30 protein-coding genes are annotated in these 24,831 nt (G+C 70.8%); 17 read left to right on the top strand and 13 right to left on the bottom strand.

Annotated elements, in window-relative coordinates:
- Positions 1-81 precede the first annotated feature (81 nt).
- Together ACFVWW_RS10120 and ACFVWW_RS10125 are read left to right on the top strand one after the other, a co-directional pair.
- A complete protein-coding gene (locus ACFVWW_RS10120) occupies positions 82-375 on the top strand; it encodes a hypothetical protein (protein WP_384179138.1) in 294 nt (97 codons plus the stop codon).
- Positions 372-677 carry a hypothetical protein gene (locus tag ACFVWW_RS10125; protein ID WP_384328640.1) on the top strand — a complete coding sequence of 102 codons (306 nt, stop codon included), beginning with the start codon at positions 372-374 and terminating at the stop codon, positions 675-677. The genes ACFVWW_RS10120 and ACFVWW_RS10125 overlap by 4 nt, the downstream gene beginning before the upstream one ends.
- Positions 678-780: 103 nt before the next feature.
- On the opposite strand, the gene ACFVWW_RS10130 is transcribed toward ACFVWW_RS10125, so the two are convergent.
- Genes ACFVWW_RS10130 through ACFVWW_RS10140 form a run of 3 tightly spaced genes read right to left on the bottom strand, consistent with a single transcriptional unit; the run spans position 781 to position 2,008 of the window.
- A complete protein-coding gene (locus tag ACFVWW_RS10130; protein ID WP_384179142.1) occupies positions 781-1,146 on the bottom strand; it encodes a hypothetical protein in 366 nt (121 codons plus the stop codon).
- The gene (locus ACFVWW_RS10135) at positions 1,143-1,481 is read right to left on the bottom strand and encodes a hypothetical protein (RefSeq protein WP_386877129.1); all 339 of its coding nucleotides are present in this window, start codon (positions 1,479-1,481) and stop codon (positions 1,143-1,145) included. The genes ACFVWW_RS10130 and ACFVWW_RS10135 overlap by 4 nt, the downstream gene beginning before the upstream one ends.
- Complete coding sequence (locus ACFVWW_RS10140) at positions 1,481-2,008, bottom strand: DUF5994 family protein (protein WP_384179146.1); 528 nt, start codon at positions 2,006-2,008, stop codon at positions 1,481-1,483. The genes ACFVWW_RS10135 and ACFVWW_RS10140 overlap by 1 nt, the downstream gene beginning before the upstream one ends.
- A 218-nt stretch (positions 2,009-2,226) precedes the next feature.
- Between ACFVWW_RS10140 and ACFVWW_RS10145 the strand changes: the two genes are divergently transcribed.
- From ACFVWW_RS10145 to ACFVWW_RS10175, 7 genes are all read left to right on the top strand, one after another.
- Positions 2,227-3,162: an aminoglycoside phosphotransferase family protein gene (locus ACFVWW_RS10145; RefSeq protein ID WP_386877131.1), complete on the top strand. Its 936-nt coding sequence runs from the start codon at positions 2,227-2,229 to the stop codon at positions 3,160-3,162.
- Between the two features lie 230 nt (positions 3,163-3,392).
- A complete protein-coding gene (locus tag ACFVWW_RS10150; protein WP_386877133.1) occupies positions 3,393-3,929 on the top strand; it encodes a DUF5994 family protein in 537 nt (178 codons plus the stop codon).
- A 168-nt stretch (positions 3,930-4,097) separates the two neighbouring features.
- Positions 4,098-4,229: a hypothetical protein gene (locus ACFVWW_RS10155; protein WP_384179152.1), complete on the top strand. Its 132-nt coding sequence runs from the start codon at positions 4,098-4,100 to the stop codon at positions 4,227-4,229.
- A gap of 2 nt (positions 4,230-4,231) precedes the next feature.
- A complete protein-coding gene (locus ACFVWW_RS10160) occupies positions 4,232-4,408 on the top strand; it encodes a hypothetical protein (protein WP_386877135.1) in 177 nt (58 codons plus the stop codon).
- A gap of 31 nt (positions 4,409-4,439) precedes the next feature.
- Entirely contained in the window at positions 4,440-5,840 is a 1,401-nt protein-coding gene (locus tag ACFVWW_RS10165; RefSeq protein ID WP_386877137.1) for a diaminobutyrate--2-oxoglutarate transaminase, read from the top strand.
- On the top strand, positions 5,837-7,423 hold the full coding sequence (locus tag ACFVWW_RS10170) for a pyridoxal phosphate-dependent decarboxylase family protein (protein ID WP_386877139.1): 1,587 nt from the start codon (positions 5,837-5,839) through the stop codon (positions 7,421-7,423). Before ACFVWW_RS10165 ends, ACFVWW_RS10170 begins: the two co-directional genes overlap by 4 nt.
- 270 nt (positions 7,424-7,693) lie before the next feature.
- Positions 7,694-9,130: a lysine N(6)-hydroxylase/L-ornithine N(5)-oxygenase family protein gene (locus tag ACFVWW_RS10175; RefSeq protein WP_386877141.1), complete on the top strand. Its 1,437-nt coding sequence runs from the start codon at positions 7,694-7,696 to the stop codon at positions 9,128-9,130.
- Positions 9,131-9,258: 128 nt separating this feature from the next.
- Here the strand turns inward: ACFVWW_RS10175 and ACFVWW_RS10180 are convergent, their stop codons facing one another.
- The 3 genes from ACFVWW_RS10180 to ACFVWW_RS10190 form a co-directional block, all read right to left on the bottom strand.
- The gene (locus tag ACFVWW_RS10180) at positions 9,259-10,236 is read right to left on the bottom strand and encodes an ABC transporter substrate-binding protein (protein WP_386877143.1); all 978 of its coding nucleotides are present in this window, start codon (positions 10,234-10,236) and stop codon (positions 9,259-9,261) included.
- Positions 10,237-10,460: 224 nt separating this feature from the next.
- Positions 10,461-11,267 (bottom strand): nucleotidyltransferase domain-containing protein, encoded by an 807-nt coding sequence (locus ACFVWW_RS10185; RefSeq protein ID WP_386877145.1) that lies wholly within the window; start codon positions 11,265-11,267, stop codon positions 10,461-10,463.
- A 101-nt stretch (positions 11,268-11,368) separates the two neighbouring features.
- Entirely contained in the window at positions 11,369-11,782 is a 414-nt protein-coding gene (locus ACFVWW_RS10190) for a DUF4277 domain-containing protein (RefSeq protein WP_389679452.1), read from the bottom strand.
- A 193-nt stretch (positions 11,783-11,975) separates the two neighbouring features.
- Here ACFVWW_RS10190 and ACFVWW_RS10195 point away from each other — a divergent pair, with 193 nt between their 5' ends.
- The 6 genes from ACFVWW_RS10195 to ACFVWW_RS10220 are packed head-to-tail and all read left to right on the top strand — an operon-like array spanning position 11,976 to position 16,092.
- Positions 11,976-12,377 (top strand): WXG100 family type VII secretion target, encoded by a 402-nt coding sequence (locus ACFVWW_RS10195; protein ID WP_384328606.1) that lies wholly within the window; start codon positions 11,976-11,978, stop codon positions 12,375-12,377.
- A 19-nt stretch (positions 12,378-12,396) separates the two neighbouring features.
- Complete coding sequence (locus ACFVWW_RS10200; protein ID WP_384328603.1) at positions 12,397-12,702, top strand: WXG100 family type VII secretion target; 306 nt, start codon at positions 12,397-12,399, stop codon at positions 12,700-12,702.
- Positions 12,702-14,477, top strand: coding sequence for an RNase A-like domain-containing protein (locus ACFVWW_RS10205; protein WP_386877150.1), 1,776 nt, complete (start codon positions 12,702-12,704; stop codon positions 14,475-14,477). The genes ACFVWW_RS10200 and ACFVWW_RS10205 overlap by 1 nt, the downstream gene beginning before the upstream one ends.
- Before the next feature lie 19 nt (positions 14,478-14,496).
- The gene (locus tag ACFVWW_RS10210) at positions 14,497-15,066 is read left to right on the top strand and encodes a hypothetical protein (RefSeq protein ID WP_386877152.1); all 570 of its coding nucleotides are present in this window, start codon (positions 14,497-14,499) and stop codon (positions 15,064-15,066) included.
- Between the two features lie 56 nt (positions 15,067-15,122).
- The gene (locus ACFVWW_RS10215; RefSeq protein ID WP_384328595.1) at positions 15,123-15,422 is read left to right on the top strand and encodes an RNase A-like domain-containing protein; all 300 of its coding nucleotides are present in this window, start codon (positions 15,123-15,125) and stop codon (positions 15,420-15,422) included.
- 13 nt (positions 15,423-15,435) lie between these two features.
- On the top strand, positions 15,436-16,092 hold the full coding sequence (locus ACFVWW_RS10220) for a contact-dependent growth inhibition system immunity protein (protein ID WP_386877155.1): 657 nt from the start codon (positions 15,436-15,438) through the stop codon (positions 16,090-16,092).
- Positions 16,093-16,167: 75 nt separating this feature from the next.
- Here ACFVWW_RS10220 and ACFVWW_RS10225 read toward each other — a convergent pair whose 3' ends face one another.
- Entirely contained in the window at positions 16,168-17,043 is an 876-nt protein-coding gene (locus ACFVWW_RS10225; protein ID WP_386877157.1) for a glycosyltransferase family 2 protein, read from the bottom strand.
- A gap of 283 nt (positions 17,044-17,326) precedes the next feature.
- Between ACFVWW_RS10225 and ACFVWW_RS10230 the strand changes: the two genes are divergently transcribed.
- Both ACFVWW_RS10230 and ACFVWW_RS10235 read left to right on the top strand, forming a co-directional pair.
- The gene (locus ACFVWW_RS10230; RefSeq protein ID WP_384179169.1) at positions 17,327-18,187 is read left to right on the top strand and encodes a helix-turn-helix domain-containing protein; all 861 of its coding nucleotides are present in this window, start codon (positions 17,327-17,329) and stop codon (positions 18,185-18,187) included.
- Between the two features lie 62 nt (positions 18,188-18,249).
- Entirely contained in the window at positions 18,250-19,038 is a 789-nt protein-coding gene (locus ACFVWW_RS10235; RefSeq protein ID WP_384179171.1) for an SAM-dependent methyltransferase, read from the top strand.
- Here the strand turns inward: ACFVWW_RS10235 and ACFVWW_RS10240 are convergent.
- From ACFVWW_RS10240 to ACFVWW_RS10265, 6 genes are all read right to left on the bottom strand, one after another.
- A complete protein-coding gene (locus ACFVWW_RS10240; RefSeq protein WP_384328590.1) occupies positions 19,011-19,631 on the bottom strand; it encodes a hypothetical protein in 621 nt (206 codons plus the stop codon). The two genes, ACFVWW_RS10235 and ACFVWW_RS10240, sit on opposite strands and share 28 nt — an antisense overlap.
- A gap of 185 nt (positions 19,632-19,816) precedes the next feature.
- Positions 19,817-20,392, bottom strand: a complete 576-nt coding sequence (locus tag ACFVWW_RS10245; RefSeq protein ID WP_384179174.1) for a hypothetical protein — start codon at positions 20,390-20,392, stop codon at positions 19,817-19,819.
- A gap of 350 nt (positions 20,393-20,742) precedes the next feature.
- Positions 20,743-22,194 (bottom strand): flotillin family protein, encoded by a 1,452-nt coding sequence (locus ACFVWW_RS10250; RefSeq protein ID WP_386877160.1) that lies wholly within the window; start codon positions 22,192-22,194, stop codon positions 20,743-20,745.
- Positions 22,195-22,259: 65 nt separating this feature from the next.
- Entirely contained in the window at positions 22,260-22,775 is a 516-nt protein-coding gene (locus ACFVWW_RS10255) for a hypothetical protein (RefSeq protein ID WP_384179178.1), read from the bottom strand.
- 147 nt (positions 22,776-22,922) lie between these two features.
- A complete protein-coding gene (locus ACFVWW_RS10260; RefSeq protein WP_386877387.1) occupies positions 22,923-23,999 on the bottom strand; it encodes a PucR family transcriptional regulator in 1,077 nt (358 codons plus the stop codon).
- A gap of 66 nt (positions 24,000-24,065) precedes the next feature.
- The gene (locus ACFVWW_RS10265) at positions 24,066-24,788 is read right to left on the bottom strand and encodes a 4'-phosphopantetheinyl transferase (RefSeq protein ID WP_386877162.1); all 723 of its coding nucleotides are present in this window, start codon (positions 24,786-24,788) and stop codon (positions 24,066-24,068) included.
- Between the last annotated feature and the right edge of the window lie 43 nt (positions 24,789-24,831).

Raw genomic sequence — 24,831 nt, forward strand, 5'->3', positions numbered from 1 at the left:
GGCCAGGGACGTTTGTGAGGAACCGCCGTCGGTGCCCGAGGCGTCTCCTGGTCATAGCGATTCCGATCGGGGGGAACCTTCATGCAGCGACGTCTCAGGTCTACGGCAGGTCTGGCTCTGGCGATGACGGCCGCACTTGTGGCCTTGTCCGGGTGTTCGAAGGACTACAGCGACGAGCGCGGTAAGGGCGACGCTCCCGTCATGGGCAAGCAGGGCGACAGCTCTCCCGCCGAGGTGTTCAACTTCCCCGACGGGTTCGGCAACATCGCCACCAAGTGCGTCGGCCATGGCAACCGGGCGTACGTCACGACGAACGCCACCGGCCCGTCCAACGTGCAGATAGTCCAGGACAGCACCTGCGGAGGGGGAGAGTGAGGCGGAAGGCCCTCGCCGCCGGTGTGCTTCTCTGCCTCGCCCTTACGGTCGGCTGCTCGCAGCAGCACTACGAGGAGCGGGGCAAGGCCGACTCACCGGTGAGCGGACGCAAGGGGGAGGACACCGCCGCCGAGGTCTACAACTTCCCCGACGGCTTCGGCAACCTCGCCACCAAATGCGTCGGCAAGGGCAAGCGCGGCTATGCCACCACGCGCTCCGACCAGAGCACCGACGACGAGGTGATCATCATCCCGGCCAACGCGGTCATTGTGGACGACCCGCGGTGCACGGCCGGTTCCTGACGGTCACCGTATGCCGGCCGTCCCCGTGCGCGGGGCCATCAGGTGCGCGGGGCCGTCACGTGTGCGGGGCCGTCACCGTACGCCGCGCTGCTCGCGTCGTCCGTCAGATCTCGTCGTCGTGCAGCAGGGCCGAGCCCTGACGCAGACCGCGGTTCGGGTTCGGCGACGCGGACGGGTGGCCGATGTCCACGGTGAGGTGCAGCCTGGTCCCGCCCCGCCGCCGGTCGGCGGGGTAGCTGCGCGGCTCGGTGGCGGCGAAGACGGTACGGAGGACATCCGCGACGAGCTGCGCCGTGTCCGGGGACGCGGCGATGACGCGTACCTCCGCGAGATCCGGCGGCGGCAGCGTCCGTACGGACAGCCTCTTCGGCGCCACGCGGGACGACGGCACCGAGTCCGCCGACGGTACGCGGTCCGACGGTGCGCGGTCGCCGGAGGGGAGATCCGAGCGGGAGCGCGAGCGCGTCATGGGCGCTCGCCCTGCCCCGCACCGGTCCCGGTCCCCGCTTCTGCCGCCGTCCGGGTTCTCGTATCGGTCCCCGTACCGGTTCCCGTTCCGCCGTGGCCTCTGCCCCGGCCCCGGATCCGCAGATGCTGCCGGAAGTGGCCGCGTCCCCAGGTCCGGTGATCATGGGGATCGCCGCGGTCGCTGCGACGGACCACGCGGTTCCGCGGATCCCAGAGCGTCTTGCCGAAGGTGTACGTGGCCATGCGCCGCCGGTGCTGTCCGTTGACCAGGTGGATCAGCAGGACTCCCACCGCGATCATGCCCAGGATCACCACTACGCTGATCCAGCCGCCCATCACACGTTCGCCTCCTTCGCTTCTCCCGTCTCGTCGGCCTCGCCGGCTTCCTCCACCAGAGCTTCCCCTGCCACCAGAGCGCTCGCGGTCAGCAGGTTCCTCGGGTCGGCCGCCGCCTTCATCAGCCGGGCGGCCGCCGCCGCCGACGTCTCGGGCGGGATCACCAGCAGATCCCAGCGGCCCACCGAGTAGGACAGCAGGATCACCTTGTGCGGGTCCTGCTCCGCCGCGAACCAGCCCACGTGCAGCATGCGCGCCGCCAACTGCACCTTGCGCGGAACCACCGGCCAGTGGGCCGGGTTCACCAGGGCCCGGGTGATTCGGCCCCAGGTGTCGTCCATGGCCGCCACCAGCGGGGGAAGTTCGAGCGCGAGATCACGGGACCTGGGCCACCAGGCGCCGTCCAGCGCCCCCGAGCTCCGGCCTCCCGGCGCCAGCGTCAGCCGGACCGGCCGCGCCGACTCGTCAGGCTGTGCCGGGATCTTCCCCGCTTCTGATGCTGCCGCGAGGTCGAGAGTGGTCGTCATATGACTGACCCGCCTCCGGGCGCGTGTTCAGCCGCCCGGGTTTCGTGAGAATCCGGGAACGACACCGGCATGGAAGCGGGTGTACGAAATGCCCTCGGTTACTCCAGCCTACTCCGAAGCTGTCGGTGGCGTAGGGGCGTGTACGGGCCAGGAAACGCGTGTACGGGCCGGAAAAAAACCAGTTGCCACGCGAGGGCGTTGCCCGGAGGCTGGGTCGGGTGAGCGAGGACGAACACCGTGGATTCGATGATCAACCGGCTGCGCCGGCCTTCCCGACGATTGACGCGGCACTGGCCCGACGATTGATCGACGCGCAGTTCCCGCAGTGGGCCGGTCTCCCCGTGGGATCCGTCGCGGTCGGCGGGGTGGACAACCGGACCTTTCATCTCGGCGACGCCATGACGGTGCGGCTGCCCAGCGGCCCGGGGTACGACGGGCAGGTCGACAAGGAACAGCGGTGGCTGCCGTCCCTCGCCGCCCATCTGCCGCTCCCCATCCCCGCCCCCGTGGCGAAGGGGGTGCCCGGCGAGGGCTACCCCCTCAACTGGTCCGTCTACCGGTGGATCAAGGGGGAGACCGCGAGTGACGAGTCCATCGGCGACCTGACCGAGTTCGCCACCGACCTGGCCGGCTTCCTCGTAGCCCTGCAGCGGATCGACCCGGCCGACGGACCGCCGCCCGCGCGGCACGCCGGATTCCGTGGCGGGCCGCTGACGACGTACGACGACGAGACCCGGCGCACGATCGAGGCGCTGGGCGACCGGATCGCGGGCGAGGCGGCGGCCGAGGCGTGGGAGACGGCTCTCCGGGCCACCTGGAACGACAAGCCGGTCTGGTTCCATGGCGATATCGCCTCCGGGAACCTGCTGGTCAGGGACGGGCGGTTGGCCGCTGTCATCGATTTCGGCTGCTCGGGCGTCGGCGATCCCGCCTGTGACACGGTCATCGCGTGGACGCTCCTGTCGGGCGAGAGCCGGCAGGCGTTCCGGGACGCGCTGTCCGTCGATCCCGCGACCTGGGCGCGTGGCCGCGGCTGGGCGCTGTGGAAGGCCCTCATCACCTACGCCGAGGGTCTCGACGGCGACCCGGGCAAGGCGGCCGCGGCGAAGCGGGTCCTCGACGAGGTCCTCCGCGAGTACGAGCAGTCGGCCTGAAGCCGAGTGCGGGCAGCCGGCCGGAAGCTCCTCCGGTCGGGCCGTGGACGGAGCGGGTGCCGGCAGTAGGCTGGAAGAGGCACGAGAACCACGCATAACCATCCGAACTCCTCGCGCTCCTCGCGCGAGCACCACCCGAGGTCTCTCGTACGCCGGTAGTCGCATCGACGTCGCCCCGGACGATCAGCGGGCTCCGCTTTCACAGGACGTCCGCGGACGGGCGGCACGTCATGACGGCCGACTCCTCTTCCACCCATCCGTTTTCCGTACTCACCGCGCATCCCGCGGGGCTGCTCCCGGACACCCTGCACCGCCGGGTGGCGCCGGGGACGGTGCTGCTGCGGCTACGGACCACCTCGGCCCGTGACGGCCCGCTCGACGGCGCCTGGTGGCCGCACTCCCGGGAGACGGAGATCGAACTCCCCGCCCTGGTAACGGCCCTGACGGAGCATCTCGGTCCGCTGACCCGGATCGGCCTCGACACGGTCGCCTGGGACGAAGCCCCGGGACGGCTGATCATCGACGGCCGTGCGGTCCGTATCGACTGGTCGCCGACCGGCGACGACACGGTGCTCGTCACCCGTGGTGAGAACGATCACTTCGCGCTGCTCGTCGTGCCGCCCCGGGCGACCCGGGACGCCGCACGTGAGGCGATGGCGAAGGCGGTACTCGCGGGCAACAGCACGGAAGCGCGACAGATCCTCATCGACACCGGCATCAACCCCGAGCGCGCGGAACGGCGGGCGAAGTGGCACCCGCGTCCGTGAACACGTAATGGCCCCATGGTCGTTGTAGAGAGGGGCGGTGGCAGGAAATGTTCCGCGGCCGTTCTGGCGCGTTTGGCGTTCGCACCGGAAATCATTTGGTTAGGCTCACCTAAGTATCTGGCCGGATCCGATGAGGTTGTCGACCGCTCTATCCATTCAGGGGGGACCATGCCGACACCCAACGCCGTCCTCACCGCCGCACTGGAGGGGGACGAGGTGGCCGGCTTCCGCTACGGCTGCACGCTGCCCGAGGACTCCCTGTGGTGGGACGGCCTGACGCCCGACCGGGGACCGGAGTAGCCGTGTCCGTCCGGTTCCCGCCTTCCGCCGCGCCGCCCTCCGCCGCGCCGCGGTCCGGTGAACTGGCCGCGGAGATACAGCCGCCGGCCGGGGGGAAGGCCGTCCTCGAACCCGGCCGGTTCCTTGTCGCGGACCACGCCTTTCTCGGCCACCCCGTCGCCGAGCGCCCTCTGCTCTGAGCCTCCCTCCCTCATACTCCGGAGCCGCTTCATGACCGTGCCCCCCATCACCCTGCCCGCGAACGCGCGGTCCGCCGTGGACGCGACCGCCGACGCCGAAGGCATCCTGCGCCGGCAGCGCGCCAGGGAGTCCTCGGCGCGCACGTACGCCCGTTCGTTCCCGATCGTCCCGGCCCGCGCCAAGGGCATGACGATCGAGGGGACGGACGGCCGCCGCTACCTCGACTGCCTCTCCGGGGCCGGGACGCTGGCGCTCGGGCACAACCACCCCGTCGTGCTGGAGGCCATGCGCCGCACGATGGACAGCGGGGCGCCGCTGCATGTCCTCGACCTGGCGACGCCGGAGAAGGACGACTTCACCGACGCGCTCTTCGCGACGCTCCCGAAGCCCTTCGCCGACCGCGCCAGGATCCACTTCTGCGGTCCCGCGGGCACGGACGCGGTGGAGGCGGCGCTGAAGCTGATGCAGACCGCGACCGGGCGGCGCGGCACGCTCGCGTTCACCGGCGCGTACCACGGCATGACCGCGGGCGCGCTGGCGGCGACCGGCAGTGTCGCGATCAGGGAGCAGGTCGCGGGGAGCGGGTCCGAGGTGACCCGGCTGCCCTATCCGTACGCGTACCGCTGCCCGTTCGGGGTCGGCGGCGAGCGGGGCGCCGAGCTGTCCGCGACGTACACCGAGCGGCTGCTCGACGATCCGTCGGGCGGCGTCGTACGGCCCGCCGCGATGATCCTCGAAGCGGTGCAGGGCGAGGGCGGCGCGGTGCCCGCGCCGGACGGCTGGCTGCGTGCGATGCGGCGGATCACCCGTGAGCGGGAGATCCCGCTGATCGTGGACGAGGTGCAGACGGGTGTCGGGCGCACCGGTGCGTTCTGGGCCATCGAGCACAGCGGTATCGTGCCGGACGCGATCGTGATGTCGAAGGCGATCGGCGGCAGCCTGCCGCTGGCCGTGATCGTGTACGACCAGGACTACGACGGCTGGCTGCCCGGCGCCCACACGGGCACGTTCCGCGGCAACACCCTGGCGATGGCCACGGGTGCGGCGACGCTGCGGTACGTGGCGGGTGAGGGCCTGGTCGAGCGCGCCGCGATCGTCGGTGCGCGGATGACCGCCCGGCTGGAGGGGCTGCGCTCCGAACTGCCGGTGATCGGTGACGTACGGGGCCGCGGCCTGATGATCGGCGTCGAACTGGTCGACCCGGAGGGGCCTTTGGACTCCTGCGGCGCCCACCCGGTCGCGCCGGAACTGGCGGACCGGGTCCGCTCGGCGTGCCTCGACCGCGGCCTGATCGTCGAACTGGGCGGCCGCTTCGGCTCCACGCTGCGCCTCCTTCCGCCGCTGGTCATCACGGACGAAGAGGCGGAAGCGGTCCTGGACCGCCTGACGGACGCGATCGTCGAGGCCGCGACGGCCGGACGGCGCTCATGACGACGGAAGCGGAAGCGCTGGTCACGGCGGTGGACGAGGCGCTGGGCGGGGCCGCTCCACGCGGGATCGATACCGGGACCGCGCTGTCCGGCGGGGTCGACGGGCCGCAGGCCCTGGAGCCGCTGGTGGCGACCGTCCTGGGCGCGCTCGCCGAGGGCGCCGGGCGGCGTGGCGGGCCCATCGCCGCCGGGCGGCCGGGGGAGACGGCGGCGGCGGTCGCCGAGGTGTTCGGCGGCGCGAGCGCCGTCACCGGCGCCGCCGCGCTCGACCGGCTCACCGTCCTGCTCGCCCAGGGCAGCGCCGATCCGGCCGACGCGTCCTGCGCGGCCCATCTGCACTGCCCGCCCCTCGCCGTCGCGGTCGCGGCCGATCTCGCCGTCTCCGCCCTCAACCCCTCCCAGGACTCCTGGGACCAGGCTCCCGCCGCGACCGCCCTGGAGACCCTGCTGCTCCAGGAGCTGGCGCGGCTCGTCGGGTACGACTCCGAGCGGGCCGCGGGGGTGCTCACCTCCGGTGGTACGGAGTCCAATCTGATGGGCCTGATGCTGGCGAGGGACCGCGTGCTCGGCGCGGCGGCCGGGCGGCAGATCGAGCTGGCGGGCGTACCGTGCGCGGGTTCCGGTGCGGGCAGGGGCACGGGCACCGGCCGCGCGGCTCGGCCGCGCATCCTCGCGTCCGCCGCCGCGCACTTCTCCGTACAGCGCGCGGCCGCGCTCCTCGGGCTCGGCGAGGACGCGGTGCTGCCGGTCCCCGTCGACCACCAACTGCGCATGGATCCAGAGGCGTTGGCGGCCGCGCTCGACGGCTGCGCCGAGCGCGGGGAACTGCCGCTCGCCATCGTGGCCACGGCAGGAAACACCGACACCGGTGCGATCGACCCGCTGCGCGCGTGCGCGGCGCTGGCCGCCGAGCACGGCGCCTGGCTGCATGTGGACGCCGCGTACGGCGGCGGCGCCCTGCTGTCCGACCGGCTCGCGCCGCTGCTCGACGGCCTCGGACTCGCCGACTCCGTCTCCCTCGACTGGCACAAGCTCGGCTGGCAGCCGGCCGCCGCAGGCATCTTCCTGGTGCGGCACTCGGAGACGTACGCCTCGCTCGCGCGGCGGGCGGTCTATCTCAACCCCGCCGACGACGAGGAGGCCGGTTACCCGAGCCTGCTCGGGCTGTCGCTGCGTACGACGCGACGCGCCGACGCCTTCAAGATCGCGGTCACGCTGCGGACGCTGGGCCGGGAGGGCCTGGGCCGGCTCGTCGACGCCTGCCGTGAGCTGGCGGAGTCGGGGGCGCGGACCGTACGGGACCATCCGGGGCTGGAGCTGCACTCCGAACCGGTGCTGACGGCCTTTCTGTTCCGCTATCTGCCGGCCGACGCGGCGCGCAGCGACGAGATCAACGCCGCGCTGCGGCGCAGGCTGCTGCGCGAGGGCCGGGCCGTGGTCGGGCGTACGGAACTCCCCGGCGAGGGCCCGGGGCGCGTACGGCTCAAGCTCACCCTGCTCAACCCGCACACCACGCCCGCCGAGGTGGAGCGGCTGCTGCACGCCGTCGTGGCGGCGGGGCGCGCGGAGGAGGACGCGCTGTGACGCGGCCCGTATCGGTCCCTGAGACGCGGCACGTACCGATCCCTGAATCGCCCGACCCGCCGGACGCGCGTCTCGGCGTGCGCGCCGCCCGGGTCGGGTACTACCTGGGCATCGACAGCCTTCTCGGCCTGGTGGGCGCGTTCGGCACGTTCGGCGCGCTCGGCCTCGCCGACGAGGGTGAGCCGCTGCGCGTCCCGCGCGCCCGTCTGGAGCGGCTGCGTGCCACCCCGTCTACATCGACCTTCCCCATCCCCTCGCGGAGGCCCAGCGGTGACCGAGCACAGCAAGCCCGACGAACGTCACGACTCCACCGGGTCCAGTGGGTCCACGGGGGCCACGGGGTCCGCTGGGGTGTACGACCTGGTCGGCGTCGGCATCGGCCCGTTCAACCTCTCGCTTGCGGCGCTCTCCGACGGCGCTCCCGGCCTGCGCACGCTCTTCCTCGACGCCAAGCCCGCCTTCTCCTGGCACCCGGGGCTGCTGCTGGAAGGGACCGCCCTCCAAGTCCCCTTCCTCGCCGACCTGGTGACGATGGCGGACCCGACCAGCCCCTGGTCGTACCTGAACTATCTGCGGGAGCACGACCGGATGTTCCCGTTCTTCTTCTCGGAGCGCTTCCACATCCCGCGCCGTGAGTACGACCACTACTGCCGCTGGGTCGCCGAACACCTGCCGTCGTGCCGCTTCGACGCGCGCGTCACGGAGTTGGAGTGGGACGAGAGCGCCGACGCGTTCGCCGTCACCCACCGCTCGGCGGGCGGCGCGGTGTCGCGCGTGCTGGCGCGGCGGATCGTGCTGGGTGTCGGCACGCTCCCGGTCGTCCCGGAGCCGCTGCGCCCGCTGTTCACCCCCGCGCACTCGGGGCGCGTCCTGCACAGCGCCGACTACCGCACGCACCGGGCGCGGCTGGCCGGGCTCGACGATGTCACGGTGGTCGGGGCCGGCCAGTCCGGAGCCGAGGTCGCCCTCGACCTGCTGCGCCACCAGGACGGCGACGGCGCGGGCGGCCCGTACGTCCGCTGGCTGGCCCGTACCCCCGCCTTCGCGCCGATGGAGTACTCCAAGATCGGCCTGGAGCACTTCACGCCCGACTACATCCGCTACTTCCGCGCCCTGCCCGAGGAGCGGCGCGAGCGGCTCGTACGGGAGCAGTGGCAGCTGTACAAGGGCGTGAGCGAGGAGACGCTCGGGGAGATCCACGACGAGCTGTACGAGCGGACGATAGGTGGCACGGAACCACGCGCCGCGCTTCACCCGGGGGTGGCGATCGTGGGCGCGGAGTCCGAGGGTGACGGCTATCTGCTGACGTGCCGGCACACGGAGCAGGACGAGCTGTTCGAGGTGCGTACGTCGGCGATCGTGTCGGCCACCGGGTACGCGGCGGCGCGTCCGGCCTTCCTGGACACCATGGCGGAGCTCGTGGACTGGGACGACAAGGGCCGCTACCAGATCGACGGGGACTACCGGGTCGCCCTCGATCCTCGGGTGTCCGGCGCGCTGTACGTCCAGAACGCCGAGCTGCACACGCACGGTATCGGCGCACCCGACCTCACGCTCGGCGCGTGGCGCGCGGCGACGATTCTCAACGCGGTCGCGGGGCGGACGGTGCTGCGGGTGCCGGAGCGCGCGGCCTGGACGACGTTCGGGGCGCCGGGGGTCACGGCGGCGGGCATGACGGACGCCGTCCCGGCGGTCGTGCACCCGTGACAAGGGGTGACGCGCTGGGCGCTTGTGACGGGGCGTACGGCTTCGAGCCTGCCGCACGACCGGGCCCCGCACGGATATCCGTGCGGGGCCCGGTCGTTGTGCCGTAGGTCGCTGTGCCGTACGGGGTCCTACCGGGGGGCGGAGGAGTAGCTCTTCTCCATCGCGTCCAGCACCTGGCCCGCACCGGTGTAGCCGATGCCGAGCATCCACAGGTTGTCGTCGACCTTGAAGGTCATGCCCTTCTTCACCGCGGCGAGGTTCTTCCACAGCGGACCGCCGGTGGTGCCGGTCTCCTTGGCCTTCTTCGGGTCTCCGTAGGTGGAGTAGAAGATGACGTCCGCGTCGGCCTTGTCGATCTGCTCCGGGCTGACGTCGAGGGAGAAGCCGGTGGTGTCCTGGTTGGCGGGCCGGCCGACCTTGAGGTCCGTGAAGATGGACCCGACGAACGTGTCGTTCAGGTAGAGCCGGGTGTCCGCGCCCTCCACGAACCGTACGAAGCCGACCTTGGTCTTCTTCGCAGCCTCGGCCCCGCCCAGCGCCTCGGTCAGCCGGTTCACGTGTGCGTCGTAGTCGGCGACGACCTTCTTCGCCTCGTCCGCCTTGCCGAGGGCGTCGGCGTGCAGGCCGAAGTTCTTGCGCCAGGTCGGCCCGGTGGTGTCGGAGAACACGGTCGGGGCGATCTGGGAGAGCGCCTTGTAGTTCTTCTCGTCGCGGACCTTGCTGCTCAGGATCAGGTCGGGCTTGAGCGCGGCGATGGCTTCGAGGTTGGGCTCGGCGATCAGGCCGACGGGCTCGATGCCCTTGAGCTTGTCCTCGGGCAGGTAGGTGGAGAAGGGCGCCTTGTCGACAACGGTGGTGGCGCCGACCGGGGTTATCCCGAGGGTGACGGCCGAGTCGAGCGAGTCGGTGTCCAGCACGACGACCCGCTTGGGGGCGTGCGTGACCTTCACATCACCCATGACCGTCGTGACCGTGTGCGTCGAGGCACCCCCGTCGGACGCCTTGTCCACGGGCTCGTCGTTACCGCTGCCGCACGCCGTGAGCGAGACGGCGAACGCGGTGGCGGCGGCAGCCACGGTGATACGGCGAGTGAAGGTTCTGGTCACGGTGGGGAGGCCTCCCTGACGGCAGCCCGGGGTCTTCCCGGACATAAGTAAGGCAAACCTATTCGGACGCCGAAGCCGACCTGCTCCGGGGTTGTCGTCTGCGGGTCAGGACCGAGAGGTACCCGGGGTGGGTCGGGTTGTGTGGTGTCGGGAGGGGCGGCCCCACGGTGCTCAACACGACCCGGCCCACCCCGAATACCTCTCGGTCGTGGGCGGGGCGCCCGTCAGGGGCGCGGTGCCTTATCGCCGTGCACGGCTGTGTATTCGGCCGCGAGCCAAGGACCGAGGTCGTCGATGAGCATCCCGAGTACGGTCGGATCGGCCGAGGGTGCGCGGCCGGTGGTCGCGGCGATGCGCATCTGCCCAATGCGCTCGGGGTAGTAGCGGCCGAAGAGTTCGGCGCACTCGTTGAGGTCGCTGGTCCAGCCGCCCCATCGGGGCATGACCAGGGTGAATCCTGTGCGCACGATACGGCGGGCGACGACGCGGCTGAGGTTCTTGTGGTCGGCGTCCGTGACGGCTTCGGCGGCTCGGGTGCGCCAGCGCGGGAGGGCGAGGGCGAGATCGCCGTTCGTTTCGCGGGCGAGCAAGGCTGTTGGGCGGTAGCGGGGTAGTTGTTCCGCGAGGTCGGTGCCGAGCAGGGGTGTGCAGAGGCTGGCAAGGAAGAAGCCGAGATCGTGGCGTTCGAGGTCGCTGAGCACAGTGCGCGTGCCGACCAGCAGGATGCCGACGCCGTCGATCTGGGGGAATGAGTGGTCGAGCGTCGTCTCGATCGTCTTGGCGTCGGTGCGGTCGGCTTCGGTGGGCTCGTCGTGGAGGGCGAGCAGCAGGTCGAGGTCGGAGATGCCGGGAGTGGCGGTGCCGCGGGGGATGCTGCCGTAGAGGTAGGCACTGTGCAGCCGCGCGCTGCCGAAAGTCCCGGTGATTTGAGCGCGGGTGGCATCGACGACGGGGGCGAATGCTGCCGGGACACGGTCCAGTGCGCCTTCGCGAGTGATCGTTCCGTCGTCGTCCAGCCCTTGCCCGTTCATGGGGTCACTGTGCCGTGTGCTGCTGCGCGCTGCCGAGCGGATTTCCCGAGGCGGCATCCTCGAACCGCACCGCCCACACATCCGCAAGCGGGCGCCGCAGCTCAGACCCGCCAGGGCCTAGTTGTCATGGCCCAGTGGAACGTCGACACATCAATGCCGAACTCGCCGATCGTCCGGGCCCCGACGCTGTCTGCGAGTTCCCTTATGTGCGCGGCGATAGCGTCCAGGGCGGGCCCGGCCCGGACGGTCGTCGTGAGCAGCTCCGGCTCGATCCTGGAGACTTGGTCCACCGCCCACTCACGGGCCCAGCGGTCCACCCGCCACAAAGGTGCGGGCGCGGTCAGCCGGGTGGCCACCACCACCTCGATGAACTGGCCCTGCGTCGCATGGGCGATGTCCCGGCCCGGGCACAGCCGGTCGACGGTCCCGGCCACATCAAGCCGGCGCAGAAACTCGGCAGCGACAGGCGGAGCGCCCAGACGCTTCTCCACCACAGAGGTGACCACACATTCCATACGCGGGCGCACCGTCCCCAGCTGCGGGGACCGGGAAGACTTCGTCACACCCCGGCCACACCACCACCCCCAGACCAGACACGGCCGGGCAATAAATCCATCTGACTCAGCCACCCGCGACATACGGAACTAGAGTGGCCACCGATACGCAGAGCACAGTGCACGAAAAGGCGTGACGGGCGGGGGCCACGGGATGCGCAATGCCGATCTGGATGTGTCGGGGGACGACCTCACCAAGCTTGTGAACGACCTCGACGAGATGCAGCGCTATCTGGAACAGCAGACCCGCAGCATGGACGAGGTCGTCGACAAGGTCGCCGCGGGCTGGCAGGGCCCCACCGCCACCGCGTATCGCTCCCTGCACCGCGGCGTCGCCGAGGACGCCGTACGCATCCGCCAGGTGATGATCCTCCTTGAGGCGGCCATGCGCGCCTCGCGCGACGGCTTCACCGAGCAGGAGCTCGACACCCTGGCCCGGGTCCGGCGGATACAGGAGAGCGAGGATGTGTCCGCCGCCGCCCGCGCCCTCACGGTGCCCGAACCGGCGCCTGCGCCGGACGCCGGCCAGTCGAAGAGCAGCATTCTGGACGTCTGAACCACGGGGGATCAGCACCATGCCGGACGAAGACCGGATCACCGTCAACTTCGCCACTCTGCTGCGCCTTTCCGGGGACCTGGAAGAGATCCTCCGCGCCCTTAACGAGAAACTGGACACGCTGTACGGACGGGCCACCAAGGTCGTACTGAGCTGGGACGGCGAGGCCCGCGAGGCATTCATCGACGAGCTGGACAAGTGGAGCCGGTCTGCCGACGACCTCAAGGCCGCCCAGGCCTGGCTCCACGAGGTCGTGGTCAAGGGGCACCTCAACTACGCCGCGGCCAACAGGTCCGTACTTGAGGGCTGGGGAGGCGGTGCCTGATGGCAGGACCGTCCGCCCCTGCCCAGTCGCCGGGCGGCAGCGGCACGATCGACGTCAAGCCGAGCGACCTGTGGTCGGTCTCCGGCCGGGTCGCCGGGCAGCAGGACTTCCTGGTGCGGGGCGCCAACAAACTCCTGGACGAGCTGGGCAAGTACCCCGACGCCGGAGGCGCGGGCACCGAGGCCCAGAACTTCGCCCAGGCTTACAAGAAGATCGGCAACCGCTGGCTGGAGGTCTGGGGCCGGTCCGTGCTGAGTGTCGGCGGTGTCGCCGTCGGCTTCACCGAGACGGCCAACGCCTACAGCAAGGCGGACGCGGCGGCCCACCCCAAGCCCGGCAAGACGGCCGAGCAGCGCCCCAGGCCGGCGGTCATCGACAAGGCCCCGAAGTTCGACTCGATACCCGACATCAAGTGGGGCGACGACGACGGCGGCGACGACCTCCTGCGCGGTCTGATGGAGGGCATCCCCGAAATCGTCAGGGACGTCCTCCAGCCGCTGTGCAAGCACGTGTTCCGGGTGGGAAGGGTGGCGGACGTCCACCCCTTCCCGCAGCAGCACTATCTCAACTCTCTGTGTCACAGCTGGATGAACGTCTCCATCACGGCGACGACAGTGGCAGACCAGCTCACCCAGGCCGTCGGCGCCATCACCAACCACCAGCAGGCCGAATGGGAAGCCGCCATGCGGACCTTCTGCAGCGCTCTGTGGGGAGGGACGGCCTGGGGACGGTCGCTCCACGGCTACCAGTGGGGTCAGACGGTCGGCGCCGGCCAGGGCCAGCCGCGGGTTCCCTCGGGCAGCGAACCGGTGATGGCCGTGCTGAAGGACACGGCCGACGACATCGCCACCATCCTGCGCGAGTACGCGGAAGCCGCCGTCGACCTGAACCGCGATGTCGCGGACGAGCTTCAGCGCGCCATGTGGAAGGCCGCCAAGGAGATCATCGAGGACCTTGCCAAGCCCAAGGATCCCAAGAGCCTCCTCGGCACGGTCACGTCCGTGATCGGCAAGGGCGCGGGGCTGATCCTGTCGTTCGACGTCAAGACCGTGCTGAACATCGACACGGCCAAGCTGAACCGGATCGTCGACACGTACACCGGCATCCTGGGGGGTCTGACCACCCGCATGGAGGCGCTGAAGGGGCCGCTGGACGAGGCGTACCTGAGCGCCCCCAAGTTCGAGGCCGGCGTTGCGCGCGCACACGGCTTCGGCGTCCGTGCTCTGGAGGAGTTCAAGCACAAGCAGCAGTGGACCGAAGCGGGCTCCAACGGCAATCACACCTTCGACCTGGCCGGCAATGAGTACCTGGGGGGCGGCCACACTCTGGACAAGCACGTCGGCAAGACCGACGAGCAGCTCGCCCAACGCTTGCGCGACCAGGCCGATGACAACAACAACTGGCCGGAGCAGCGCAAGCCCTCGATCGGCGGCTCGTCGTCCTTCAAGGACATGGCCGGCGCGCAACGGCTGACGGAACACAACCTGCGGGCGAGGCAGTCCGAGATCGACGCGTGGCTGGCCACCAATCCTCCGGAGGGGAAGACGCAGGCGTTCACGAGCCCGGCCCCAGACGGCGAGGCCAGCGGCCGGTACGTATCCAAGCAGCCCACTCCCGATCCGGACGGGTCGGGCAACACCATCCCGGGGACCGGGTACAAGGACCACGGGCTCAATGCGAAGGCGATCGACGTCAAGAACGTGAAGACGATCCTGAAGTACGATTCCAGGCTCGATCCGCCCTACATCATCTACACGTCCATGCCCGCCCCATGACCGACCGACCGGAAGCCGAATGAACTCCCTCGACAGCACTGCCTGGGACGCCGCGCTGGAGCGGCTCCTAGACGACGTGTACACCTTTGCGATGACCGGGCCCCGACGGCACGAGGACTGGGGACGGGACGTCCTGGCGGTGATGGACCGGTCGGTCACCGACCCCCGGAGCTGGCGGACACTCGAATGGCAGATCGACAAGGAGGGGCGCGAGAACGTTCGTCCTTCCTATCCGTTCCTGCCGCTCACGGCCGAGCAGGTGCACGCGTGGACGTATCCCGTCACGCTCTGTGCTGCCACTGAGCTGCTCGCCTCCCTGTCCCAGGAGTGGTTCTTCGAGGGCCGCCCCGTCCGGACGCGCGCCGACCGGGACGATGTGCTGGCCGACGCGCGGACGGTGCTCGGCCGGTTCGGTGCCGACGCCGTCCTCCGTACCTCCTCCGACCTGGCCCGGACCTTCGCCTCGCCGGACTTCCTCGCCAGCGAACTCGCCGGCGGCCGGTCCTTCACCGACCACGTGATGGATCTCGGACTGATCGCCGTGAGCGCGGACGAGGTCGGGGTCTTCTGGTCGTTCAACGCGAACTGAGAGCACGCACAGGGACCGGGAATCAATCGTTCCCGGTGTCTTGGAGGAAGGTGACCATGCTGACCCGTTCCGCTTCCTATCCCGACCGGGAGACCGCCCAATGGGCCACCCAGCAGGTGGTGACCGCCAACGAGCAGGTCATCCACCGTTGGCTCGCCCAGCACACCCGGGCACGGCTGACGATCGAGGCCTCCTGGCCGTCCCGCGAGGAGCCCGTGGGCCGGGTTCAGCTGGAAGCCGAGCTGCTGGCGGGCCGCGGGCCCGTCGACGTCCGCGCGGCGCGCGTGGTGCTGCGCCGCGAGCCGTCGAGCTCGCACGGCTTCGTCGTCCACACGACCATCCCGTTCTACCTGTAGGGGCCGTACGCACATGTCCATGAAGCCCCTCGAACACGACCGCCGGTATGGCGAGTTGGACCAGGTGATGCGCGCGTACCTGGGTCAGCCGGCCGACGACACCCCGGAGAGGCACAGCCGCGCGCTGGAGGCGTACCTCCGTCATACCTGGCACACCCGCCCCTCGGCCATCGCTGAGGCGGAGCGCCAGTTGCGCGAGTACAGCCGCACCCCTCCGGGCCGCATCCGGCGCGGCCTGGGCGAGTTCTATGCGATCCCGGACACCGGGATGCCCCAGTCGGAGATCGGCGACTGGCTGATGGTGCTGGCCGACCACCTGAAGAAGAGCATCGAGGAAGGCGACGTCCCGGAACCGTCGTCCCCGCAAACGCACTGGGAGTGGCACGCACGCTTCCCGGAGACAGCGCAACTGCTCGGCGGCTGGTTCTCGCAGGACATCGTCGACGAGTTCCCCGACCACGACGCCGCCGTCGCCGACTATGCCGCCACCACCGACCCCCAGCTGGTCGCGCGCCTCGTGGGCGAACTCCACGAGTTGCTCGCGCTGCCCCTGGACGAGGGGGACTACGCCCTGGCAGCCGCTGAACTCGGCATGGAGGTCAGCCCGCCCGAGCCGTTCTCCTACGGCGCCTGGTTCCAGTCGCTGGCGACGACGCTGTCCAGCATCTGAGCCGGTGTCCCACCCGACATCGAAGGACCCGGCTCGCCCCGAATACCTCTCGGTCCTGAACCGCAGGCGCAGGGCCTAGATGACCGGGGGGCGGCCCAGGGCTGTCATGCGGCGGACTGTGCGCCAGCGCATGGGGCGGCGGGAGCCGCAGGCTGTTCTTACGCCCTCGAAGAATCCGCCGAACCAGGCCCGCAGTCCGCTCGCCGAGCGCGTGCGGGCCACCGTGAGCAGGATCCAGGTGCCGAGGTAGACCGGCACGAGGAGCGCGGGGAGGTGGCGGCGGGCCAGCCAGACTCGGTTGCGGGCGGTCATCCGGTAGAACTCGGCGTGCCGGGCGGGGGAGGTCCTGGGGTGCTGGAGCACGAGCTCCGGCTCGTAACGGATCTTCCAGCCCGCGTCCAGCGCACGCCACGCGAGGTCGGTTTCCTCGTGCGTGAAGAAGAACGCGTCGGGCCAGCCGCCGGTCTCCTCCAGCATCGGCATGGACAGCGCGTGTCCGCCGCCGAGGAAGGTGGTCACTTCCCCGCCGCGCATCGGGTCGTCGACGCGCAGCCGGGGTACGTGCCGCCGCTGGGTGAAGCCGGTCTCGTCGGCGATGCGGAAGCTGACGATGCCGAGCCCGGGGTCGGCCTCGTACAGATCGGCGATCCGGCCGATGACGTCGGACTCGATGAGCAGGCCGTCGTCGTCCAGGTCCACGAGGATGTCCACGTCGCCGTACTCGCGGAGCTTCTCCATGGCGACATTGCGTCCGCCGGAGACCCCGAGGTTCTTCTCCAGCTCCACCCCGATGACCCCGTCGGGCAGACCGGGCAGCGGCGAGCCGTTGCCGACCACCACGACGCGCGCGGCGGCCTCCTGCTGCCCGGCCACGGAGTCGAGCAGGGCTCGCAGCTCGACGGGCCGGGTTCCCATGGTCAGCACGGCCACACCCACACGCGGTCGGGACACGTCCAGAACACTCCAGCTCTCATCGGCGGCGGATGATCGATGCTAACCGGCGGTCGCCATCCGCCGGTCACTGGAAGGTATCCCTATAGATGCCATGGGTTCACCTTTACGCTCCGTAGTGGCGCGACCCCGGGGGCCGTCGTGCGCGGGAGCGTGGTGCGGGAGCGCTCCCGTACGGCGCGTGGCCGGAACGCATCGTGTGATCCAGAACTACCGGCTGCGGCGTACACGTGTCACAGCGCTTGTGGCACACTGCCCGGATGGTGGTGCTCGGAGGTGGCGCGTGAGTGAGCCGCGTTCTGCTCCGACGATCGGTCAACTCGTCCTCAGCAGACAGCTCCAGGCCCTTCGCGAGCGCGCGGGCCTCAGTCGTGAGCAGGCGGGGAAGCTGCTCCGGGTGGCCGCCGCGACCGTCCGCCGGATGGAGATGGCCGAGGTCGGGCTGAAGATCCCGTACATACAGATACTGCTGCCGGCGTACGGCTTACCCGAGGACGAGGCCGCCACCTTCCTCGCCATGGCCGACGAGGCCCGCAAGCCCGGCTGGTGGCAGAGCTATCACGACGTTCTGCCGGACTGGTTCGGCGGCCATGTCAGCCTCGAACAGGCCGCCAAGACCATCCGGGCCTACGAGCCGCACTTCGTGCCGGGACTGCTCCAGACCGAGGACTACGCCCACGCGATCCTCACCTTCGGCGAGGTCGGACGGCACGATCCCGCCCGGATCGACCGTCTGGTCGCGCTGCGCATGGAGCGTCAGGCGCTGCTCGTCCGCTCCAGACCTCCGGCCTTCTGGGCCGTGATCGACGAAACCGTGCTGCGCCGCCAGGCCGGCTCGACCGCCATCATGCGGGAGCAGATCGATCATCTGCTGAACATGACCGAACTGCCGAACGTGACGCTTCAGATCGCCGAGTTCGCCTCCGGCCATCACCCGGGCACCTACAGCCCGTTCGTCCTGTTCCGCTTCGCCGTCCCCGAACTGCCCGACATGGTCTATGTCGAATACCTGACGGGCGCGCTCTACCTCGACAACACGCGCGAGGTATGGGAGCACATGGAGGCGATGGACCGCATGGTGGCCCACGCGGAGACCGCACGCCGCACCCGAGAGATCCTCATCGACTTCCGTAAAGAGCTGTGAGTACTCGCCCACGGCCGCTTACGGCGGTGCCCCACTTGTTCGGACACGCAACGGAGTTCCCCATGACGGCAGCCAGCCCCAAGCCCCAGGTCGACACCAGCAAGCCGCACCCGGCGCGGGTGTACGACTATCTCCTCGGCGGCAAGGACAACTACCCGGTCGACCACGAGGTGGCGCTGAAGCTGCCCGAGGCCTCCAAGATGGACGCCCGGCTGAACCGGGCCTTCATGCACCGCGCGGTCGCCTGGGTGGCGCGCAGCGGCATCGACCAGTACCTCGACATCGGTACGGGAATCCCCACCGAGCCGAATCTGCACCAGATCGTCCAGGGCATCGCCCCCGCGTCCCGCGTGGTCTACACGGACAACGACCCCATCGTCCTGCGCCACGCGGAAGCCCTGCTGATCAGCACGCCGGAGGGCGTCACCGACTACATCGAGGCGGATGTACGCGCGCCGCAGGAGATCCTCGACCACGCCCGCGGCCTGCTGGACTTCGACCGGCCCATCGCGCTGTCCCTGATCGCCCTCATGCACTTCCTCCCCGACGACGACGACCCGTACACGATCACCCGCACCCTGGTGGACGCGCTGCCGTCCGGCAGCTGTCTGGTGTTCTCGCACGGGACCGCCGACTTCCAGCCGGAGAACCTGGTGGGCCGGGTCACCGGCGCGTACGGAAAGGGCGGCATATCGCTGCGGCTCCGTACCCGCGCCGAGGTCCAGCGGTTCTTCGAGGGCCTGGACATGGTGGACCCCGGGCTGGTGACGGCCCCGCGGTGGTACAAGGAGTCCCCGGCTCCCGCGAACGAGCACAGCTCCTTCTACGTGGGAGTGGGCCGCGTCCGCTGAGACCGGTCCCGGCCGCCCGGAGCGGTGCGCGCGGGGTCGAGGGCGGTGTGGTCCTGCGGCCGCTCCTTGACCAGTGCGTCGAAGAGTGCGCGGCCGGCGACCATGGCGCTCCGCATGGTCTCGGCGTCGGCCGTGCCCGACGCGGCCTGCTGGGCCGCCTCGTGCAGGCTGCGGCCGCCCTCCACCTGCTCCGGGTGGTGCACGGACAGGGCCTCGAACTGGAGGTCACGGGACTCGGCCGGGAAACCGCGGCCGGTCGCCAGATGGCTCAGCAGCTGATTCGCCTTGGCCGCGACCGCGCCGGGGCAGTCGATGAACTGCTCCTGGAGGCCGTCCCACTGGGCCGCGTACTGCTCACGCTCCTGTACGGACAGGCTCTTGACGCGCAGCCCGCGGAAGCGCCGCAGGCGCCGGCTCAGCTCCCGCCCGGCCGCCTTGCTGTTCCCGCCGTGCCGGGCGGTGACGCGGTCGAACTCGGATCCGAAGCGGCGGCGTACGTCGCGGGTTCCGGCCTCCTTCACCGGTCGGGCGAGCAGCAGCGCGATGACGATTGCCACCGCCACTCCCAGGATGGCGAGGGTGGTCACGGACATGGTCCCGCCTTTCGCAGTGCCTTCCTCACGCGCGCTCACACGGCCTCACGCGAGGCTTCTGTCTGCTACAGCGGGTTACCGCCGGGCGGGATCGTAAACGCTTTCCGTGATCTCCGGCGTGACGAAGCGGCCCGCCCGGCCCGTGCCCGGGTGGGCCGCTTCGCCGTGCGGCGCGGGTACGGGCGTTACGCCCGGTGGAGCTTCCAGTCCGCCACGTTCTCCGCGCGGTTGTAGTACGCGTTGGTGCACACGTCGTACTTGCCGCCGGCCGGGCCGTGCCCGTTGGTCTCCAGGAAGCCGCCGTTGTCGGCGTACGTGTTCCACAGGTGGATCACGTCGCCGATGCGGACGTTCTGGTCGCCGGGGCTGGAGGTCTGGGCGAAGACCCGCCAGCGGCCGGTGCCGCTGCCGGGGGCGCGGTCCCTGTCCTTGGAGGTGGAGACGTTGTACTTGGCGCCCGCGGTCTTCTGGTCGGCGCCCGCGTGCCCGTTGGTGTCGAGGTACCCGCCGTCGCCGCCGTAGAGGTTGCGCAGCTGGATCAGGTCCCCGCTCGCCACGGGGGTGCCGGCGGCCTTGTCGGTGGCGGAGAGGACCTCCCAGGTGCCGGTGCCGGCCCCGCGGGTGGGTGAGTCCGCGGTGGAGACCGCGTACTTGCCGCCGGAGTCGCTGCTGTGCCCGTTGGTATCCAGATAGCCGCCTGCCCAGTTGTTGTACGCGTTCTGCAGGTGGATCCGGTCGCCGTACTTCAGCTCATTGGCCATCGATACTCCCCTTGATCAGTTGCAGCCGTGTGCGGGCAGCGGCAGACCGATTCCGCTGGTCGAAGCGCCGCTGCTGGTGATCCTCACGGTCCGCACCGATGACACGCCCGGCCCGACGGCTCACACCGCCCGATCGGGTGGGCGTGGGAGCGGGAAGTTGACCTTCCACGCGCGCTCCTCGAAGGGCGACCCGGGCGACAGCACGGAGGGGCCCGACAGCACGGAGGGGCCCGACAGCACGGAGGGGCCCGACAGCACGGAGGGGGCCCGGCCGGCTTTTCGCCGACGGGCCCCCTCCGTGCCGTATACCTCTACGTCCCCGCGCGTCAGAGCGTCAGCGCGTCAGGCCGTCAGTCCGTGACCTCGACCCGGCCGTTGCCCACGCCGCCCTTGGGCTCCGGGGCCGCCACGGCCGCCGCCGCGGGTACGGCCGTCCTGCTCGCCGTCATGCCCTTCAGCAGCGCCGCGAGGTCGACTCCCGTGGTGGAGCTGAGGAGTTCGACGCCCTGGGCGACATTGTCCGCGACGGTACGGGCCAGCTGCCCGGCGCCGTCCGTGGAGATCACCGTCATCTTGTCCACCGCGCTCAGCGGCTCGGACGCCTTGGCCACCACCTGCGGCAGCACCTCGACCAGCATCTGCAGCACGGCCGCGTCGCCGTACCGCGCGAACGCGTCGGCCTTCTTGTGCATCGCGTCCGCCTCGGCCGCACCCCTCGCGGCGATGGCGTCGGCCTCCGCCTCGCCCTCGATCCGTACCGCCTCGGCGAGCGCCGCGCGGTGCGCCTTCTCGCCCTCACCGGTCAGCCGGGACCGTTCCGCGTCGGCCTCGGCCTGCTTGACCAGCGCGATACGCCGGGCCTCTGCCTCCTGCTCGGCCTGGTAGCGCGCCGCGTCGGCGGGCTTACGGACCTTGGTGTCGAGCTCGCGGTCGGTCAGCGCGGCCTGGCGCTGGGCGACCTTCTCCTGCTCCATGAGCACGTCCTGCTCGCGCGCCGCCTGGGCCAGCGGCCCCGCGGCGGCCGCACGCGCCGCGGCCTCGTCGGTCTCGGCCTTGATCTCGGCCTGCTTCAGATAGAAGGTCCGCTGGGCGATGGCGATCTCTTCCTCGGCCTTCAGCCGGGCCTGCTCGGCGGCGCGGCGCGCCACCGCCTCGGCGATATCGGCTTCCTGCTTGGCCCGCGCGGCCTCGGGACGGCCGAGGTCCTCCAGGTACGAGCCCTCGGTGGTGATGTCCTGGATCTGGAAGGCGTCCAGCACCAGCCCCTGCCCGGACAGGCTCGCCTCGGCCTCCTCCGCGACCTGCCCGGCGAAGGCCGCCCGGTCGCGGATGATGTCCTCGACCGACATACGGCCGACGATGGAGCGCAGCGCGCCCGACAGCACTTCCTGGGTGAAGCCGACGATGCCGCCCTGCTGCTGGAGGAACCGCTGGGCCGCGGCCCTGATGGAGTCCTCCGTGCCGCCGACCTTGACGATGGCGACGCCTTCGAGATTGGCCTTCACCCCGCGCAGCGTGACCGCGCCGCGCACGGCGACCGGAATGTGCCGGCTGGACAGGTCGAGCGTGAACTTCTGCTGGACGAACGGCACGACGAAGACTCCGCCGCCCACCACGACCTTCTGGCCGCTGGTGTCCATGGACACCCGGCCCGTGGTCGGGTCGGTCGACTGCTTGCCGCGCCGGCCGGTGACGATGAACGCCTCGCTGGGCCCGGCGACCTTGTAGCGCGTGATGACGACGAGTGCCAGCAGGACGACGAGTACGACGACCCCCAGCACGGCTATGACGACTGGACTCATGGGCTCTCTCCCTTGCCTTCCGGCGGATGGCCGAATGCCTTCCGGGGGACGGCGGATCAAATGGTTCAGCGCTGGACGGGGCGCACCGAGACGGAGGTCGCCGACAGCGTGGCTTCCACCCAGATCTCGGCGCCGTACTCCACAGGCTGTGCGCACTTGGCGGCGAACTTCACCGGCTGGCCGCCGAGTCGCAGCAGCACTTCGCCGTACCCGACGGCCGGTATCGCGGTGACCACGGTGCCCGCGGTGCCCACGAGGTCGTCGCCCCGCGGTGTCGCCACGGTCTGGTCGCGCATCAGTGCCCGGCTGAACTTCCAGGTCAGCCACGCGGCCCCGACACCGGCCGCCGCCCCCGTGACGGCGGCCGGTCCGGCGCCGAGATCCGTCGTACCCAGCACGATCGCTCCGCCGAAACCGAGCATCGAGACAAAACCGGCGATCACCGGCAGTGACAGCAGACCGTCGAAGAGCCCGTCCAGCGCCCCTACCCCGTCGAAAAGCCCTTCGAGTATCCCGTCGAAGACCAGCGACAGGGCGAGCAAGACGATGCCCGCGATGCCGAGACCGAGAAACAAGGTCATCGGATCCCCCTCCCCCGCTGCGGCCGATCCCCTCGGCCAAGGTGATGATCCCACCCATATGCGTCATCGCGCATTGCCGGTTTCCGGCAGTCTTAACGCGTTCTTAATGCCGACCCGTTGTCGGCCGCCGGCACGGCAGCGGGCAGGTCAGAACGTGGTGGCGGGCCAGCCCAGCAGCCTGGCCCCGATCACCGCCGTCTGCAGGGTGTAGCGGTGTACGGGATCGGCGGGGTCGGCGCCGGTGAGCCGGTGGATTCTCTCCAGGCGGTACGTCAGGGCCCGTACGCTCAAGGACAGCCGCCGCGCGGCCTCCGCGGCCACACACCCCGCGTCGAAGTAGGTGGTGAGTGTGTCGATGAGCGGCTGGGCGCCGCCGCGCGCCGCCTCCAGCGGGCCGAGCGCGCTGAGAACCAGCTCCGTCATGGCCTGCCGGTCGCGGGTGAGGACCGGGTAGACGAGCAGGTCGGAGGCGCGCAGTACGGGATCGTCCAGGTCCAGCCGCTCGGCGAGGTCGAGGACGTTGAGCGCCTCTTCGTACGACTGGACGACGCCGCCCACCCCGGGCCGCGGGCGGCCGATGGCGACCCGGCCGCCGTCGGTGGCGGCGAACGCCTGCTTGGCGAAGTAGCCGAGCACCTCGTCGTCCTGGTCCCCCGGCACGACGCACACCAGCCGGCCGGTCTTGGTGGTGAGCAGAATGCTGCGGTCGCCGAACCTGCTGATCAGGGCCCGTTCCACGGCGCGCGGTACGGCGTCCCCCTCGTCGTACGCCGCCGCGCCCTCGGCGACCGCCACCGCATGCGTGTGGGCGAGCCGCAGCCCGAACCGCTCGGCACGCTCCGCCAGCCGTCCCAGATCACTGCGCCCGTACAGCAGGTCGTCGATGAACTCCCGGCGCGCGGCCGCCTCCTGGCGTACGGCCAGCCGCTGCGCCCGCTCGTACCCTTCGGCGAACGCGTCGACGGCCTGTTCCATGGCGGCGAGCACGCTGTCGGCCGAGTCCGTGCCGGGCCAGTGGGCGCGGGCCGCGGCGAGATGCGCGCCGACCAGGGCGCGCAGTCCGTAGCCGGCTTCCGCGGCCTGCTCGCCGAGCGTCCTGCGGTCCTGGATCTCGTCCCGGGTGAGCCGGCGGCCGGTGGTGGCGACGGCTTCGAGGAGGTGCGCGTACCCCGACAGATAGTCGTCGGGTATGCCGTGCCCGTGCCCGTGCCCGTGCCCCGTCATACCCGCCCCCGGATTGCCGCCGAACCGATGGCTCATTTCTAACGTATGGCGTGCGCGCGACTGTCCTCAGGCGGGCCCGGGGGGTGCGGGGGGTACGGCGGGCACCGCGACGGCGGTGACGGCGAGGCCGTCGCCGACCCGCCAGCGGCCGGTGAAACCGGTGAGCGGGATTCCGGCCAGGGTGGGTCCTGGGACCAGCAGGGCGGCGGTGAAGGTGCCGTCGGGGTCCAGGACGACCCGGGCCTCATGGAAACCCAGCCACTGCCGGGTGAGCGGATACCAGGTCTTGTAGACGGACTCCTTGGCGCTGAACAGCAGCCGGTCCCAGGGGATGTCAGGATGCCCGGCCGCCAGCTCGTCGAGTGCGGCGCGTTCGCCCGCGTCGGCGATCATCGCCAGCACATCGGGATCGCGCAGCGGTTCGGCCGGTTCGGCGTCGATTCCGAGGGCCGCCACCGCGCTGGTTTCGGCCACCGCCGCCGCGCGGTAGCCGACGCAGTGCGTGAGGCTGCCGACGATGCCTTCGGGCCACCCCGGCGCGCCGCGCGGGTCGGGCAGGATCGGCGCGGGCGGTATGCCCAGCCGGGCCAGCGCGGCGCGGGCGCAGTGCCGCGCGGTGGTGAACTCCTGCCGGCGCTTGGGTACGGCCCTGGTCAGCAGGGCCTCCTCCGCCGGGAACAGGACGGCCCCGGTGCTGTCGTGGAAGGTGTCGACGACGGTGACCCGCGCGGGGAGCAGCGGTGCCAGCAGGCCCGCGCCGACCGGAGCAGGTGGGGGAAGCGAGGTCATGACCGCTCACCGTACCGGCGGTGAGGGGCTCCGCGACGGCCTT

This window comes from Streptomyces sp. NPDC058198, from assembly GCF_042882605.1.
Classification (GTDB): domain Bacteria; phylum Actinomycetota; class Actinomycetes; order Streptomycetales; family Streptomycetaceae; genus Streptomyces.

Coding starts and splice junctions, on each gene's coding strand:
- ACFVWW_RS10155 (WP_384179152.1), top strand. CDS start 4,098: ATGCCGACACCCAACGCCGTCCTCACCGCCGCACTGGAGGGGGACGAG.
- ACFVWW_RS10240 (WP_384328590.1), bottom strand. CDS start 19,631: ATGTCCGTGACCACCCTCGCCATCCTGGGAGTGGCGGTGGCAATCGTC.
- ACFVWW_RS10235 (WP_384179171.1), top strand. CDS start 18,250: ATGACGGCAGCCAGCCCCAAGCCCCAGGTCGACACCAGCAAGCCGCAC.
- ACFVWW_RS10170 (WP_386877139.1), top strand. CDS start 5,837: ATGACGACGGAAGCGGAAGCGCTGGTCACGGCGGTGGACGAGGCGCTG.
- ACFVWW_RS10260 (WP_386877387.1), bottom strand. CDS start 23,999: ATGACGGGGCACGGGCACGGGCACGGGCACGGCATACCCGACGACTAT.
- ACFVWW_RS10245 (WP_384179174.1), bottom strand. CDS start 20,392: ATGGCCAATGAGCTGAAGTACGGCGACCGGATCCACCTGCAGAACGCG.
- ACFVWW_RS10200 (WP_384328603.1), top strand. CDS start 12,397: ATGCCGGACGAAGACCGGATCACCGTCAACTTCGCCACTCTGCTGCGC.
- ACFVWW_RS10165 (WP_386877137.1), top strand. CDS start 4,440: ATGACCGTGCCCCCCATCACCCTGCCCGCGAACGCGCGGTCCGCCGTG.
- ACFVWW_RS10205 (WP_386877150.1), top strand. CDS start 12,702: ATGGCAGGACCGTCCGCCCCTGCCCAGTCGCCGGGCGGCAGCGGCACG.
- ACFVWW_RS10150 (WP_386877133.1), top strand. CDS start 3,393: ATGACGGCCGACTCCTCTTCCACCCATCCGTTTTCCGTACTCACCGCG.
- ACFVWW_RS10135 (WP_386877129.1), bottom strand. CDS start 1,481: ATGGGCGGCTGGATCAGCGTAGTGGTGATCCTGGGCATGATCGCGGTG.
- ACFVWW_RS10130 (WP_384179142.1), bottom strand. CDS start 1,146: ATGACGCGCTCGCGCTCCCGCTCGGATCTCCCCTCCGGCGACCGCGCA.
- ACFVWW_RS10210 (WP_386877152.1), top strand. CDS start 14,497: ATGAACTCCCTCGACAGCACTGCCTGGGACGCCGCGCTGGAGCGGCTC.
- ACFVWW_RS10220 (WP_386877155.1), top strand. CDS start 15,436: ATGTCCATGAAGCCCCTCGAACACGACCGCCGGTATGGCGAGTTGGAC.
- ACFVWW_RS10190 (WP_389679452.1), bottom strand. CDS start 11,782: ATGGAATGTGTGGTCACCTCTGTGGTGGAGAAGCGTCTGGGCGCTCCG.
- ACFVWW_RS10120 (WP_384179138.1), top strand. CDS start 82: ATGCAGCGACGTCTCAGGTCTACGGCAGGTCTGGCTCTGGCGATGACG.
- ACFVWW_RS10250 (WP_386877160.1), bottom strand. CDS start 22,194: ATGAGTCCAGTCGTCATAGCCGTGCTGGGGGTCGTCGTACTCGTCGTC.
- ACFVWW_RS10265 (WP_386877162.1), bottom strand. CDS start 24,788: ATGACCTCGCTTCCCCCACCTGCTCCGGTCGGCGCGGGCCTGCTGGCA.
- ACFVWW_RS10185 (WP_386877145.1), bottom strand. CDS start 11,267: ATGAACGGGCAAGGGCTGGACGACGACGGAACGATCACTCGCGAAGGC.
- ACFVWW_RS10195 (WP_384328606.1), top strand. CDS start 11,976: ATGCGCAATGCCGATCTGGATGTGTCGGGGGACGACCTCACCAAGCTT.
- ACFVWW_RS10255 (WP_384179178.1), bottom strand. CDS start 22,775: ATGACCTTGTTTCTCGGTCTCGGCATCGCGGGCATCGTCTTGCTCGCC.
- ACFVWW_RS10140 (WP_384179146.1), bottom strand. CDS start 2,008: ATGACGACCACTCTCGACCTCGCGGCAGCATCAGAAGCGGGGAAGATC.
- ACFVWW_RS10215 (WP_384328595.1), top strand. CDS start 15,123: ATGCTGACCCGTTCCGCTTCCTATCCCGACCGGGAGACCGCCCAATGG.